Here is a 14,478-nt window from a genome sequence, read left to right as displayed (position 1 = left end):
GATCGGGCGGATTCGTCGCGGCAAGCACTCGATTCGCCGCGTGCGATGAATTGTGCGGCGCACGCGCCAGATTCCAGTCTGCGCTCACTATACGCCCTGAAACCGGAACATCTCGGCGCTTGAAAGGTTCCTGTTGTGCCTTCGTCGATGCTTGACCGGTTGCTCTGGGAGACCCCTTGACTGTCAAGCGGCATCCGGCAAGCAAGGCCGACCTATTTTCGCGAACAGGGACTGACATGAAAATCACACGTAATGCCGCTGAGCGTGCGGCCATTATTGGCACGCGCTCTTTTGTTACCGCCATGCTTCTGACCGGTTCGAGCCTCGCCATGGCTCAGACCGCTCCCATCGTCCAACCGGGCGCGCCCGGACAGGCAAGCAAGACCCTGAGCGCAGACGAAGCAAGCGAGATCGCCAAGTCTAGCTACATCAATGCCGATGTCGCATTCCTGCAGGGCATGATTGTCCATCACCAGCAGGCGGTAGAGATGGCGCAGCTTGTTGCCGATCGCACCAACAACGAAGAAGTCGTGACGATCGCTGACAAGATCCTCGCCAGCCAGGCTGACGAGATCGAGTTCATGAACGAATGGCTGGCGGCTCGCGGTGAAAAGACCGTGATGGCCGGTATGGATCATTCCGGCATGGACCACTCGGGCATGGACCACTCGAACCATGCGATGGTTGACCATTCCACGATGGCTGGGATGGCAACGCCTGAGCAGATGGCGCAGCTTGCCACACTCGAAGGCAGCGATTTCGACCGCATGTTCCTCACCCTGATGATCGCGCACCACGAAGGCGCGATCGACATGACCGAGGAACTGCTGCGTCAACCGGGCAGCGCCGCCGATCCGATCCTGTTCCGCTTTGTCGGAGATATCGACAACGACCAGAGCTCTGAAATTGAGCGCATGGACAAGATCCTTGCGAGCCTCTCGGACGATCCGCGCGCAGGCCTGAAGCCCGGCTTTGCCGATGCAGGCGAAGCGATCTGGAACCTGCGTAAGGTCGTCTCACTTCCCAAGCCCGCCGGTTTCTTCAACCCGGAAAACCCGGCTGACCTGCGCGCCGTGGTTCCGCCGCGTGAGGAAGAAGTGGACGATGCGCTGGAGGCCGAGGCCGAAGCGAACCTGATCGATGCCAGCGAATCCGATGTCGTCGCGGTCGAAGCCGACCCGGAAGGCGCTGACAACGAGATCGCTGAACCCGACGAGGATGGTGAGAGTCTCACTCAGTTCGCCGAGCGTTCGCCGCTCCTCGACTTTGCCAACACCGACATGGCGTTCTTCGACGACATCATGGTCACCGGCAATTATCACGGCTTCAACATCTACCGCCTCGGCGATGATGGTGTGCCCAATTTGCTCTCCTCGGTCGTGTGTCCGGGTGGTCAGGGCGACGTTTCGGTCGTCGGCAACCTCCTTGTGATGAGCGTCGAGCAGACCCGTGGCCGCGTCGATTGCGGCCTGCAGGGCGTCGAAGGCGATGTCAGCGAAGAACGTTTCCGCGGCCTTCGCATCTTCGACATCTCGGACCTGACTGCCGTTCGCCAGGTCGGCCAGGTCCAGACCTGCCGCGGCAGCCACACGCACTCGGTCGTGAGCGCGGACGCTGAAAAGATCATCGTCTACAATTCGGGCACGTCGAGCGTTCGCAAGACCGAAGAGCTTGAGCGTTGCATCGCCAACCGTTCGGACTCGCGCACTGCGCTGTTTAGCATCGACGTGATCGAAATCCCGGTCGCCAATCCGGCAGCCGCTCGCATCGTCAGCAGCCCGCGTGTTTTCGCTGACGAAAGCACTGGCGAGATCGCAGGCCTCTGGGAAGGCGGCGAGATCGAGGACGGCGCGCAGAACACGCGTCAGACCAACCAGTGCCACGACATCACCGTGTTCCCGTCGCTGAACATCGCGGCTGGCGCATGCTCGGGCAACGGCATCCTCATGGACATCTCGGACCCTTACAACCCGGTCCGCACCGATGCCGTGTTCGACAAGGGCTTTGCCTACTGGCACTCGGCCACGTTCAACAATGACGGCACCAAAGTCATCTTCACCGACGAATGGGGCGGCGGTGGCCGCCCGCGTTGCAAGGCGTCGGACCCGATGACCTGGGGCGCGAACGCGATCTACGACATCGTCGACGGCAAGCTCGAATTCCGCAGCCACTACAAGATGCCCGGACCGCAGGGTGAGTACGAAAACTGCGTTGCTCACAACGGTTCGATCGTTCCGGTCCCCGGCCGTGATATCTTCGTGCAAAGCTGGTACCAGGGCGGCATCAGCGTGATGGACTTCACCGACAGCGCGAACCCGACGGAGATTGCCTACTTCGATCGCGGCGCGATTGATGACGAACAGCTCGTCGTCGGCGGTTTCTGGTCATCCTACTGGTACAATGGCCGCATCTACGGAACTGAGATCACGCGCGGCCTCGACGTGTTCGCGCTCGAGCCGAGCGAGTACCTGACCGCTGCCGAGATCGCTGCGGCCGAAGCGGCATCCTATGCCAACACGCGCTTCAATCCGCAGACCCAGACACAGGTCATCTGGTCGGAAGCGGATATCGAAGCAGCCGAGGCGAGCCGCTCGGGCGGCTGACCGACGCATTTAACAAGCCCAATAGGAAAGGGCGGGTAGCCAGACGCTACCCCGCCCTTTTTCATTCGCCAGGCCTTGTCGCCTTAGCTTTCCTTGACCGATGCGATCCAGTTGTCGACGCGGCGTTCGAGCACGGACAGCGGCATCGAGCCCCCATCGAGCACGGTGTCGTGGAAGCCGCGAATGTCGAAGTCGTCACCCAGTTCTTCGGCGGCCTTGGCGCGCAGTTCCTGTATACGGATCATGCCGATCTTGTACCCGGTCGCCTGACCCGGCAGCACGAAGTAACGTTGCACCTCGCTGCGGGCGACGGTTTCGGGATTTGGCGAGTTCTCGAGGCAGTAGGCAACGGCCTCGTCCTCGGTCCAGCCCTTCGAGTGGATGCCGGTGTCGACCACCAGCCTGATCGCGCGCCACATCTCGCTCTGCAGGCGGCCAAACTCCGAATAGGGGTCCTGATAGCCGCCCATCTCCTTGGCGAGGGCCTCGGAATAAAGCGCCCAGCCTTCGACATAGGCGTTCTGGAAGTTGCCCTGCGTGCGGAAACGCGGGATGTCTTCAAGTTCCTGCGAGATCGAGATCTGCATGTGGTGGCCCGGATTGCCTTCGTGATAGGCGATCGCCTCAAGCGGAGGGATCGGCATCGCGGTCATGTCGGACAAGTGAGCATAGTAGATGCCCGGGCGTGAGCCGTCAGGCGTGCCGGGACGGTAGTGCTGTGCAGCGCCCGGTTGTTCGCGGAACGGTTCGACCCGGCGCACTTCAAGCTCGGCCTTGGGTAGCCTGCCGAAGAACTCGGGCAGGCGTTCGGTTAGCTCGTTGATGTGCATGGTTGCGCGGTCGATATAGTCCTGCGCGCCTGCCTCATCGTCGGAAAAGAAGAACTGATCGTCGGTGCGGATGAAGACGAAGAAGTCCTGAAGGCTGCCTTCGAACCCGACCTGCTCCTTGATCGCTTCCATCTCGCCGCGAATACGCGCGACATCGGCGAGGCCGATCTCGTGGATTTCGTCCGCGGTCAGCTCAGTCGTGGTCATCTGGCGCAGCATATAATTGTAGTAGTCTTCGCCATTGGAAAGCGTACCTACACCCTGCGCGACGTCGGCGGTGTTTGGACGATCCTCAGTGAACCAATCTACGACGCGCAGATATGCCGGAGCCATCTGGCCGGTCAGCGCACTGCGCGCTTCCTCACGCAGTTCGTCGGCGCGTTCCTCGGTGATGGTTCCGGCTTCGACGAGGCTCGCGAGACGCTCTTCCGTACCAGTCCAAAGTGCCGAGGGTTCGCCATCATCAAATGGAGCGCCGCTGATGAGACCTTGCGATTCCGCGATGACCGCGTCGTAGGAAAAGCGCGGCGGACGGGTGCCTGCTGCGGCATTGGCTTGCGCGCGCTCGAGCAGTTGGTCCATCGCCGTGCCCATCGCAGCCAGACGCGCGACAAAGGCTTCCATGTCGCTTTCGCTTTCGACCGTGTGCTGGCTCAAAAGGAAGCTCGGCAGGAAGGCATGCGCTCCCTGCATCTGGTGAAGGATGTATTCCTGCTCCAGATATTCGGTGCGCTCTTCCATGCTGGCAGTCATTTCGGCGAAGAGGTCGTAAGACTGTTTTGCCTCGTCGGTCAGCTCGTCATAATCGAAGTTTGCTTCCATGTCGGCGCGCGCCTGACGCGCCCATGCAGCCTGCTCCTCGATGCCTGCGACGCTGAAGTCGTCGAGCTTGTCATAGTCGGTCTTGATGCCGAGGCTGGTCTGGAGGATCGGGCTGAACTGGAGGCCTTCTTCGAACTTCTCGTCGAACCAGCTGTTGATGCATTCGGTCTGTGTCGAGGCGCATTCGATCGTCGCCGTACTCGTCGTCATCGCATCGCAGCCAGCGAGCGCGACCGACGCGAGCAGCAGCGCTGCAAACTTCGTTTTCAATGGATTTCCCCTCTACGTGAAACTGCGAGGGGTTATGCGGCACGGGCCAACGGTTGGGAAGGGGAGCAATCGACCAACGAAAAACCCCGGAAGACGAATGTCCTCCGGGGTCCCCGATGATTGCTTATGGTTGCTTATTCGGCAGCGACAATTGCCTTTTCGATCTCGTCGACGGGCTGGTTGGTCAGCGTTTTGTCGATTTCGCCGACAACGCGTTTCTCGAGCTCACCGTGATAGTGGTTGCGCATCTCGCCGAGCGACTTTGGGTCGGCGATAATCAGGACATCGTGCAGATCGCCCGAGACGGCCTTTGCGCTGAGCCATTCGGCAACCGCAGCACCATGCGCGAGTTCGTCAAGCTGGGTGCGGCCGAGTTCCTGTCCGATATCGTCCTGGTGGCGCACGCCTGCGCTGAAATTGGTCACGTCGAGGTCAGGGCTTTCTTCCTTGCGCAGTTTGGGTTCGAACAGCTGACCTTCATTGCGGAAGAGGAGGAAAGTCTCTCCATCGACAACGGCAACGTGCGCATTGTGTGGCAGTTTCATGATCTTGATCTCCTTTACTCGCTTACACGCGAGCATGCCGCGTGGTTGCAAAGGAGGTACGAAAAAGGCCCCGCCGGACGTTGCCGACGGGGCCTTTTTAAAGGATTGGCTGGGGGTGAGTGGCTTAGAAGCCGCCCATGCCGCCCATACCGCCCATGCCGCCCATGTCGGGCATTGCAGGCGCAGCCTTGTCATCTTCCGGAGCGTCGGTGATCGCCGCTTCGGTGGTGATGAGCAGGCCAGCAACCGAAGCTGCGTCCTGAAGTGCGGTGCGAACGACCTTGGTCGGATCGATAACGCCGGCCTTCACCAGGTCTTCGTAAGTGTCGGTTGCAGCGTTGAAGCCCTGGCTCTCGTTGTCTTCGCGAAGCAGGTTGCCAGAGACAACTGCACCGTCATGGCCAGCGTTCTGGGCGATCTGGCGAACCGGCGCCATGATCGCGCGGCGAACGATGTCGATGCCGCGGGTCTGGTCGTCGTTGTCGCCCTTGAGGCCCTCGAGAACCTTCGTGGCGTAGAGCAGAGCGGTACCACCGCCCGGGACGATGCCTTCTTCAACGGCTGCGCGGGTTGCGTGCAGAGCGTCGTCAACGCGGTCCTTGCGCTCCTTCACTTCGACTTCCGAAGCACCGCCGACCTTGATCACGGCGACGCCGCCAGCAAGCTTGGCGAGACGCTCTTGCAGCTTCTCGCGGTCGTAGTCGCTGGTGGTGTTGTCGATCTGCGTGCGGATTTCGCCGACGCGGGCCTTGATGTCGTCTTCGCTGCCAGCGCCGTCGACAATGGTGGTGTTGTCCTTGTCGATGGTGACGCGCTTGGCTTCGCCGAGCATTCCGAGCGTGACGTTTTCAAGCTTGATGCCGAGGTCTTCGCTGATCATCTCACCCTTGGTGAGGATCGCGATGTCCTGCAGCATGGCCTTGCGACGATCGCCGAAGCCCGGTGCCTTGACCGCCGCAACCTTGAGGCCGCCGCGCAGCTTGTTCACGACGAGGGTCGCGAGCGCTTCGCCTTCGATGTCTTCAGCGATGATCAGCAGCGGACGACCGCTCTGAACAGCCGCTTCGAGCACAGGCAGCATGGCCTGCAGGTTCGAGAGCTTCTTTTCGTGGATCAGGATGTATGGGTTGTCGAGTTCGACCTGCATCTTGTCCGGGTTGGTGATGAAGTAAGGCGAGAGGTAGCCGCGGTCGAACTGCATGCCTTCGACAACGTCGAGCTCGAATTCGAGGCCCTTGGCTTCCTCGACTGTGATGACGCCTTCCTTGCCGACCTTTTCCATTGCTTCGGCGATCTTTTCGCCGACTTCACGGTCGCCGTTTGCCGAGATTACGCCAACCTGGGCGATTTCTTCGGAGCCGGAGACGTCCTTCGAACGCGCCTTGAGGTTCTCGACGACCTTGGTGGTGGCTAGGTCGATGCCGCGCTTGAGGTCCATCGGGTTCATGCCGGCAGCAACTGCGGTCATGCCTTCGCGGGCGATCGCCTGACCCAGAACGGTTGCAGTCGTGGTGCCGTCACCGGCGAGATCGTTGGTCTTCGATGCCACTTCCTTGAGCATCTGCGCGCCCATGTTCTCGAACTTGTCCTTAAGTTCGATTTCCTTGGCGACGGTAACGCCGTCCTTGGTGATGCGCGGTGCGCCGAAGCTCTTGTCGATCACGACGTTGCGACCCTTCGGGCCGAGAGTGACCTTCACGGCGTTGGCGAGCGTGTCGACGCCCTTGAGGATGCCCTCGCGGGCCTCGCGGCTGAACTTTACGTCCTTTGCAGCCATTGGTGTTTCTCCTGAGAATTGGGTGTTGAATTAGAAAACGTTGAGGGTCGGCTCAGCCCCAAGGGCTCAACCAATGATCCCCATGATGTCGCTTTCCTTCATGATCAGCAGGTCTTCGCCGTCGATCTTGACTTCGGTGCCGGACCACTTGCCGAACAGGACGCGGTCGCCAGCCTTCACGTCCATGGCGACGCGGTTGCCAGCGTCGTCACGAGCGCCTTCGCCAACGGAGACGATTTCGCCTTCGCTGGGCTTTTCCTGGGCGCTGTCGGGGATAATGATGCCGCCTGCGGTCTTGGTGTCGGCTTCGATGCGACGGACCACCACGCGGTCGTGGAGTGGACGAAATGCCATTTTGATGACCTTTCTACTTGGGTTGAAAATCACGAATTGGCACTCTTGGCATAAGAGTGCCAGCGGCAGCGCAGATGGTTGCGCGGCGTTCACGAGTCAAGGATTGTTCATCAAAAAAATGGGCCGGATCGGCACAAATTTTCGCTTCAGTGGCCAAGCGCGCGTCCAATCGTTAGGTAGCGCTGAACCTTTTCCCGAAACCGCCTGAATTCAGCGGCGTTCCTATTCAGCGCTGGAGTAACCGCGCGCGGCACAAATCAACCGAGGCTTCTCACTTAATGACATTCGATGCAGACATTTCCGCACTGACTATCCCTGAACAGATATTCGTCTGGCTGCGGCTCAACATGATGGACATTGTCGGCGCGATTGCGGTGCTGGTGATCGGCTTGTTGGTTGCAGGATTGATTTCGCGCTTTGTCTCGAACGCGCTCACCCGCTCCGACAAGCTCGATGCAAGCGTCGCGAGCCTTCTTGCAAGCCTCGTCAAATATGCGCTCTGGGTGCTTCTTGCGGTAACAGTGCTCACGCAATTCGGGGTTGAGACCACGAGTATCATTGCAGCGCTCGGTGGTATGGCGCTCGCCATCGGCTTGGCGCTTCAGGGCACGCTCAGCAATGTTGCCTCTGGTGTCATGATCCTGATCCAGAAGCCGTTCCGAGTGGGTGAGGCCATCACCGTGGGATCAATCACCGGTGTGGTGCAGCAGATCGGCCTGTTCACCACCGAGCTCAAGCAGTTCGATGGCCTCTTCGTGATGATGCCCAATAACGAGCTCTGGAACAAACCGATCGTCAACTTCAACCGCCACCCCGTGCGCCGCTTCGAGCTGGTGGTCGGGATCGGTTACGGCGACAGCATGGAGCAAGCACGCGAGACGCTGCTTGGCCTCGCCGAGGCGGATGAGCGCGTGTTGGACGATCCCGCACCGCAGGCTTTCGTCAATTCGCTCGACGACAGTTCGGTCGGGATTGGTCTTCGCGTTTGGTGCAGCACAGCTGACTATGTCGGCCTGTCATGGGACCTTACCGAAGCGGCCAAGACAAAGTTTGACGAGGTTGGCCTGACCATCCCGTTCCCGCAGCGCGAGGTGACTACGCGGGCAGCGGCGTAACCGCTTCGCCCTTGCCGCGGATCGTCAGGCCGAGCCGCTCGCGCCAGACCCAGCGCCACAGCAACAGTACGGCTGCGAAGGCGAGACCGGTGGCAAGCCCGATCCATACACCAACGCCTTCAAGCCCGGCTCCGAATCCCAGGCCAACAGCAGCGCCGATGCCCGGCACCCAGTAACTGAAGATCGCGATCCACATCGGGATGCGCGTGTCCTGCAGTCCCCGCAATGCGCCTGCTGCAACCGCCTGCACACCGTCGACCAGTTGGAAGGCTGCGGCGAATACGAGGAATTGCAGAGCGAAGCCGACCACAGCTGTGTTCTTCGCTGCCTGCGGGTCGACATAGATCGACAAAAGCGCTTCGGGGAACAGCACCATCGCCGCCGCTGTCATCGACATGAAGGCGACGCTGAGCCCGAGCGCAGACCAGCCAGCGCGCGTGATGCCGACAGGGTCGCGCGCGCCGTAAAAATAGCCGACGCGGATCGTCACTGCCTGGCCCACTCCAAACGGTACCTGAAAGGCGAGCGCGGCAAGCTGGATTGCGAGCGCGTGCCCTGCGACCTGCGCGGGACCGAACATGCCCATCAGGAACGGCGCTGCGCCGAAAATACCTGCCTCGGCCATGACAGTGAAGGCGATCGGCGTGCCGATGCTGATGATCTGGCGCATGCGCGTCCAGTCGGCGCGGTGCAGGCGATAGAAGATGCGATAACGGGCGAGCGCCGGATTGGTCACGATGGCGAGCACATAAGCACCCAGAACTACCAGCGCGGTGATGTTGGTCGCGATCGCTGCGCCCGCGAGGCCCAGCTCCGGCGCTCCGAAATTACCGAATATGAAGGCGTAGTTCGCAATGCTGTTCACCACGATGCCGAGCGCGGTGATGAGCGTCGCAAAGATCGGCCGGCCCAGCGCGGAAACGAAATTGCGCAGCACGCCTGCAAGCAGCATCGGGATCATCGAGAAGACGACGATGGAGTTGTACTCGTTGGCTAGCGGGATCAGTGCCTCGTCCTGACCGCTCAGAACCATTAGGGGGACCAGCAAGAGGCACACGCCCATTCCGGCCGTGCCCGACATGACAGCCAGCCACAGTGCCATGCGCGTCGCGCGTCGGACGGGGCGAGGTGTGCGGGCGCGCGCGCCGATGGCCTCTGCGATCAGCGGCGCGACCGCTCCCGTCAGGGCGGTGAGCGCCCACAAGACCATGCCAAACAGCGAAACCGAAAGCGTCGAGGCGGCAAGCGGATCCTCTCCAAGCCGCGCAATGAAGATCACGTCCACCGCATAGGTCAGCATCTGCAGCAGATTGGCGAGCGCCAGTGGTGCTGCGAGCGCTATCGTGGCTCGAAGCTCCTGACCCCAGGTCAGTCGGGTCGCGCTGGGCTGACCAGAAGGCTTGGCAATACTCGTCATGTCATGTCCGCTCGCTGAGCCAGACCGTGACAAGCGAGCCGGACCGGATAGGGATTTGTGGGGGTCGGGGAAAGCGGAAACTTGTATCAGCGCGGGGCGCTGCGGGGACCGAAACGAGAAACTGCTTTAAAAGCATGGTGAAAATCTTCATAACGCTGCGTAAGGTTCTAAGGGGGGAATCCGTGCCTGCACGTATTCAACATGAGGGGGCAGCGCCTGAACTGGCCTGCAATGCGCAAAGCGTGGGGGATGCACACCTCCTCCCAGCGCCATTGACGGTGGCCGAACTAGCCGCGCGCGAAGCGAGCCTTCACACCAGCCAGCACCGCCGCGCGATGAACGCGCGCATGATGGCAGGCGCCGCTGCCGTGGCGGTCGCCGTTACCATTCCAGACATGTCACTGGGCGCAATGGGTACGCCGCTCATGCGCATCAGCATGGAGCGCGAAGTCGCCGAATTGCCAGCGACGCTCTGGTCGCCCTCTGCAGGAGCGACAACGCCAGTCTACGCGCCTGTGATCGCAGCCGAGGAAATCGCGCCCGATGCGGTGACGATGGGCAACCTCGTCACCTATCGCGAGATCGACCAGGTCATTCCGCTCGAATTTCTCGCCACCGGAGCGGATCGTTTCGAGCTCGCCTTTGCCAATATCGAGATGCCGACAGTTGAATCGGTATCGCTTTCGGCTCGCGTTCGCCGGGACCAAATGACTGCACCGCGCCTCGCCGAAGCGGTTCGAGCGCCGTTGGCAGGGCTCGTCGAAGTCCAGCAAGTCACGGTGTCGAACGGCTTCCCCGGCGCAACAACACCCGCTTTCGAAGGTGTCGGCGCGAGTGAAGCTCCGACTGCAGAATTCGGCGAAGTTTCTCAGCGCACCGTATCGCGCGGGTTCGTCGCAGCGCCCGCGCCCGAAGTGGCAACACTGGATGCATCCGGGCTGCCGCCTTCGGTGGTGTTGAGCTCGGCTTTCGCACCTGTCGAGGAGCGCACGGTCTCACGCGGTTTCGTTGCAGCGCCTATTCCCGGTTTCAACGGGACAGAGGCACCCCGTGCTCCTCGCGCCGACCTAGTCGAGGTCCAGCAACTGACCGTCTCGCGCGGCTTCCAGGCCAGGCCGGCGCCGGGCCTTGCCCGCCGTGCCGAAGCGCTTGCTCCAGCAACGACCTCGGTCGGGCCGGTCACTCGCCAAAGTGTCTCTGCAGCGAATGAATCGATCGAGGCCGCGTTTGCCGGTGCGATCGACGTATCAAACGAGGCGCGCCGGTCGATCCCGACAGTTTCTGGCCGTGAGCCGCAATTGCCCGCGCCGGTCGCGGCAGGCGAAACGCAGCTGGTCCCGATCCCCGCACCCGACGCTGGCGTCAGCGCAAGCGCGGCTGCACAAGCAGAATTGGTCCAAAAGACCAAGCTTGATGCTCGCCTGAACGGCGTGTTGACCGGTTCGGTCGATTTCCGCCAGCTCGATGGCACAATTGCGATCCGGCTTGGGTCAGTGGTGGACGTTCTGCACGAGCGCTTCAGCCCTGGTGAGATCGAGCATCTTCGCGCTGGCGACTCGATCGACACCTTCGTCACTCTTGCCGAGTTGCAAGCAGCGGGTATCCCGATCAGCTACAATCCGGCCTATGACGAGGTCGAATTCGGCGTCGATTATCAGGATGCCCCATACGCCGGGAAAGTGCAGATCGACCAGATTGGCGCTCCAACCGTCGGGACACAGCGAGCCGGGATCGACCAGATCATCCCACGCTAGCCCGAGGCACTCGGCACAAAGAGAAGGGGCGGCGCCATCGCTGGCACCGCCCCTCTTTTTTGAGCAGTAGCTCGAAAGAAGCTTACTTGAGCTCGACGGTACCGCCAGCTGCTTCGATCTTGCCCTTGATCTCTTCGGCTTCCGCCTTGTTGACGCCTTCCTTGAGCGGCTTGGGCGCGCCTTCGACGAGACCCTTGGCTTCGGTGAGGCCGAGACCGGTAATGGCACGGACTTCCTTGATGACCTGGATCTTCTTGCCGCCGTCGCCGGTGAGAATGACGTCGAATTCGTCCTTCTCTTCAGCCGGTGCACCAGCGTCGCCACCGCCGGCCGGGCCAGCAACAGCAACTGCAGCAGCAGCGCTAACGCCCCACTCTTCTTCAAGAGCGGTTGCAAGTTCAGCCGCCTCGAGGACGGTCAGCTTCGAAAGTTCTTCAACAAGCTTGGCAATATCAGCCATGATGTTCACTCCAATATGTGGCGGGGCTTTTCAAATGCCCCATGATGTTTCGTCTCTTGCGAGAATAGTCTCTTAAGCAGCGTCCTTGGCGCCATAGGCACCGAAAACACGGGCGAGCTTCGATGCGGGCGCGTTGACGACCTGGGCAATCTTGGTTGCCGGGGCGTTGACGAGACCAACGAGCTTGCCGCGCAGTTCGTCGAGCGACGGCATCGAGGCGAGTGCCCGGACCCCAGCTTCGTCGAGAACCTGCGTGCCCATCGAACCGCCGACGATTTCCAGCTTGTCGTTCGACTTTGCGAAATCGACAGCAGCCTTGGCGGCTGCGACGGGGTCTTCAGACCACGCCAGCGCGGTCGGGCCGGTGAGAAACTCATCGATCCCGACGTAGTCGGTGTCCTTCAGGGCGAGCTTGGCGAGACGGTTCTTCGCAACCTTGTAGGAAGCACCAGCTTCGCGCATCTTGCCGCGCAGTTCGGTGGACTGATCCACCGTCATGCCGAGGTTGCGGGTGACAACCACCACGCCGACCTCGTTGAAGACCGCATTGAGCTGGGCAACCGCGTCGGCTTTTTGCGAACGATCCATGCCATACTCCTTCATTATGGCCGCTTGGGCGTTGCCCGCGCGACCGGCTCATGTCTAACGGTGCCGTTCATCGACACCGAAAAGTCCAGCGATGGGGAAGGAGGGTGAGCTGATATGCTCGGTTGCGGCCACGTGGGTCCGCGAAATCTCTTTTCCCCGTCTAGGCTGCAAATTAAGAACGGGCCAATTCCCGCTCAGCAACTGTCTTGGACGGATGACCGATTGCTCGGTCGGGCGGGCATTTATCGTTACGCCCGCGAAAGTCAAGTCAGTTCGCCCTCGCTGGCAAGCGCAACAGCACCGTGCCTATCCAGCAGAACCAGACAATCTGGCCGAGGCCAAACAGATCGACCAGGTCGCCAAGGCCGGGGATGACGGTCACGCATCCGACTGCGCCGACGAGAATGCCTGTCCCTCCCAAGGCGCGCGATGCGATGCCGCAGCGCATGGCGAGCCAGCTCACGAGCGCCATCCACAGACCGCCGACCAATTCAATCCCGCCACCAAGCGCATCCTGAACACTGGCGACAGCCGCCCATGTGCTTTGCGCGATATCGGGCGCATCAGTCGCGAGCGAAACGACACTCTGCATCCCGGTAAGTCCGACAAATCCACTAGCGAAAAGCAGGGCGGCCCAGATCGCGCCGAACATTGCTGCGACCTCGCTCCACCCGCTGTCGGGGATCGCCCGGCGGATGGCGACAACCAAGAGGCACAAAGCCACTGCGGCGAGAGGATAAAGAACCGTGATGGCCAGCGACAGCATAGCGTGCTGGTCGATCACGAAGTCTATGTTCCCAGCTCCCCCTTCGTATCCCGTCCTGTCGATGACGCCGAGAAACATCGCAAAGCCGAAGATGTAAGAGGCGGCGATTGCCAATGCAGATGCGCCGCCCCATTTCGTGAGAGAGGTCATGCCTCGCCGCTTTCAAACCGCAGCAAGTCGCCCGGCTGACACTCCAGTTCCCGGCAGATCGCAGCGAGAGTGGAGAAGCGGATCGCCTTCGCCTTGCCGGTCTTGAGGATCGAGAGGTTGGCGAGGGTCAGGCCAACCCGGTCCGCCAGTTCGGTGAGCGTCATGCGACGCTCGTGCAGCAGGTCGTCGAGTTTGACCATGATGGTTGCTCCTTCGTCGTCGGCTGGCATCACACGGTCCCTTCGAGATCTTCGCGCATCGCTGCGCCATGTTTGAACACGCGGGCGAGGATGAAGAGCACGATCACCATCAGGATGCCTGTCAGGTCCAGGCCGACATCGATGGTGAATTCTGCGTGCTCCATCTCGTCAGCCCATTTCGCGAGCATCAGGCCAAATCCTGCGGCTGGGATAAGAAGAAACTGAATGCCAAGCATCAGCCACGCCATGATATTCAATCGCTCGGCATTCTCGGGCACGAAGGGATCGCCTTCACCCACGCTCGAGATGATCGCGCGCAGTTTCCCAAAGAAGAGAAATGCGAGAAACATCGCAAAGAGGACGGTCACGATGAAGGCCAACAGTGCGAAGGTGGGAAATGGTCCGATCGCGGTCGTTCCCTGCTCCGCGATTTCTGCGCTGATCTCGTTGCCGAAGAAGAGGAAGAGAGGAATTGCTATCGTCAGTGCCAATCCGCCGATAGCGAGACCAATCTGACCGATCACGGTGAGGACCTTGCCTGCCAGCAGCAGGAGGTCATTGGGTCGTTCGTATTTTGTCATGATGTCTGCCCCTTTCTGTTCGCGCTCAGGCAAGCTCGGCCGAAACCAGCGACCCGTGTGCGGTGCTTGCCGATGCGGGCGGTACGGTAGTTATGGCGCCGACCGAGGTGATCGTGAGGATCACAGCGGCGAAGACGGCGAGCGATTGATTAATGAAGCGGGTCATATCGTTCTCCTTTAAGGTGCATATCGAATTTCAATAATTCCTATCTAGGAGGCCTGCGATTTATCGTCAATCAATAAATA

Annotated in this window: 14 protein-coding genes; 3 read left to right on the top strand and 11 right to left on the bottom strand. The window is 60.8% G+C overall.

The genetic code is table 11. The features are described 5' to 3' along the window. Nucleotides 1-236 precede the first annotated feature (236 nt). Complete coding sequence (locus NAP1_RS11555) at nt 237-2,603, top strand: DUF305 domain-containing protein (protein WP_007165482.1); 2,367 nt, start codon at nt 237-239, stop codon at nt 2,601-2,603. An 83-nt stretch (nt 2,604-2,686) separates the two neighbouring features. Here the strand turns inward: NAP1_RS11555 and NAP1_RS11550 are convergent, their stop codons facing one another. The 4 genes from NAP1_RS11550 to groES form a co-directional block, all read right to left on the bottom strand. Beyond that, nucleotides 2,687-4,525, bottom strand: coding sequence for a DUF885 family protein (locus NAP1_RS11550; RefSeq protein WP_007165481.1), 1,839 nt, complete (start codon nt 4,523-4,525; stop codon nt 2,687-2,689). 134 nt (nt 4,526-4,659) lie between these two features. Then, nucleotides 4,660-5,070 carry a host attachment protein gene (locus NAP1_RS11545; RefSeq protein ID WP_040464982.1) on the bottom strand — a complete coding sequence of 137 codons (411 nt, stop codon included), beginning with the start codon at nt 5,068-5,070 and terminating at the stop codon, nt 4,660-4,662. Nucleotides 5,071-5,194: 124 nt separating this feature from the next. Then, nucleotides 5,195-6,847: a chaperonin GroEL gene (groL, locus tag NAP1_RS11540; RefSeq protein WP_007165479.1), complete on the bottom strand. Its 1,653-nt coding sequence runs from the start codon at nt 6,845-6,847 to the stop codon at nt 5,195-5,197. A gap of 66 nt (nt 6,848-6,913) precedes the next feature. Continuing rightward, nucleotides 6,914-7,201, bottom strand: a complete 288-nt coding sequence (groES, locus tag NAP1_RS11535; RefSeq protein ID WP_007165478.1) for a co-chaperone GroES — start codon at nt 7,199-7,201, stop codon at nt 6,914-6,916. Between the two features lie 278 nt (nt 7,202-7,479). Here groES and NAP1_RS11530 point away from each other — a divergent pair, with 278 nt between their 5' ends. Continuing rightward, nucleotides 7,480-8,316, top strand: coding sequence for a mechanosensitive ion channel family protein (locus NAP1_RS11530; RefSeq protein WP_007165477.1), 837 nt, complete (start codon nt 7,480-7,482; stop codon nt 8,314-8,316). Here the strand turns inward: NAP1_RS11530 and NAP1_RS11525 are convergent. Beyond that, nucleotides 8,297-9,733: an MATE family efflux transporter gene (locus NAP1_RS11525; protein ID WP_007165476.1), complete on the bottom strand. Its 1,437-nt coding sequence runs from the start codon at nt 9,731-9,733 to the stop codon at nt 8,297-8,299. The genes NAP1_RS11530 and NAP1_RS11525 overlap by 20 nt on opposite strands. Before the next feature lie 182 nt (nt 9,734-9,915). Between NAP1_RS11525 and NAP1_RS11520 the strand changes: the two genes are divergently transcribed. Further along, the gene (locus NAP1_RS11520) at nt 9,916-11,487 is read left to right on the top strand and encodes a hypothetical protein (protein ID WP_156777263.1); all 1,572 of its coding nucleotides are present in this window, start codon (nt 9,916-9,918) and stop codon (nt 11,485-11,487) included. 82 nt (nt 11,488-11,569) lie between these two features. On the opposite strand, the gene rplL is transcribed toward NAP1_RS11520, so the two are convergent. The 6 genes from rplL to NAP1_RS16495 all read right to left on the bottom strand — a co-directional run bounded on the left by rplL (nt 11,570) and on the right by NAP1_RS16495 (nt 14,398). Next, nucleotides 11,570-11,947, bottom strand: coding sequence for a 50S ribosomal protein L7/L12 (rplL, locus tag NAP1_RS11515; RefSeq protein ID WP_007165475.1), 378 nt, complete (start codon nt 11,945-11,947; stop codon nt 11,570-11,572). Nucleotides 11,948-12,019: 72 nt separating this feature from the next. Then, on the bottom strand, nt 12,020-12,535 hold the full coding sequence (gene rplJ, locus NAP1_RS11510; RefSeq protein ID WP_040464980.1) for a 50S ribosomal protein L10: 516 nt from the start codon (nt 12,533-12,535) through the stop codon (nt 12,020-12,022). A 268-nt stretch (nt 12,536-12,803) separates the two neighbouring features. Further along, on the bottom strand, nt 12,804-13,451 hold the full coding sequence (locus NAP1_RS11505; RefSeq protein WP_007165473.1) for a hypothetical protein: 648 nt from the start codon (nt 13,449-13,451) through the stop codon (nt 12,804-12,806). Further along, nucleotides 13,448-13,681, bottom strand: a complete 234-nt coding sequence (locus NAP1_RS11500; RefSeq protein ID WP_007165472.1) for a helix-turn-helix transcriptional regulator — start codon at nt 13,679-13,681, stop codon at nt 13,448-13,450. Before NAP1_RS11500 ends, NAP1_RS11505 begins: the two co-directional genes overlap by 4 nt. Then, nucleotides 13,681-14,232 carry a DUF2975 domain-containing protein gene (locus NAP1_RS11495; protein ID WP_040464434.1) on the bottom strand — a complete coding sequence of 184 codons (552 nt, stop codon included), beginning with the start codon at nt 14,230-14,232 and terminating at the stop codon, nt 13,681-13,683. The genes NAP1_RS11500 and NAP1_RS11495 overlap by 1 nt, the downstream gene beginning before the upstream one ends. Before the next feature lie 25 nt (nt 14,233-14,257). Continuing rightward, nucleotides 14,258-14,398 (bottom strand): hypothetical protein, encoded by a 141-nt coding sequence (locus NAP1_RS16495; protein WP_007165470.1) that lies wholly within the window; start codon nt 14,396-14,398, stop codon nt 14,258-14,260. Nucleotides 14,399-14,478: the final 80 nt, after the last annotated feature.

Source organism: Erythrobacter sp. NAP1 (assembly GCF_000152865.1).
Classification (GTDB): domain Bacteria; phylum Pseudomonadota; class Alphaproteobacteria; order Sphingomonadales; family Sphingomonadaceae; genus Erythrobacter.
Note: the sequence above shows the minus strand (reverse complement) of the source record. Positions and strands in the feature narration are given on the sequence as shown.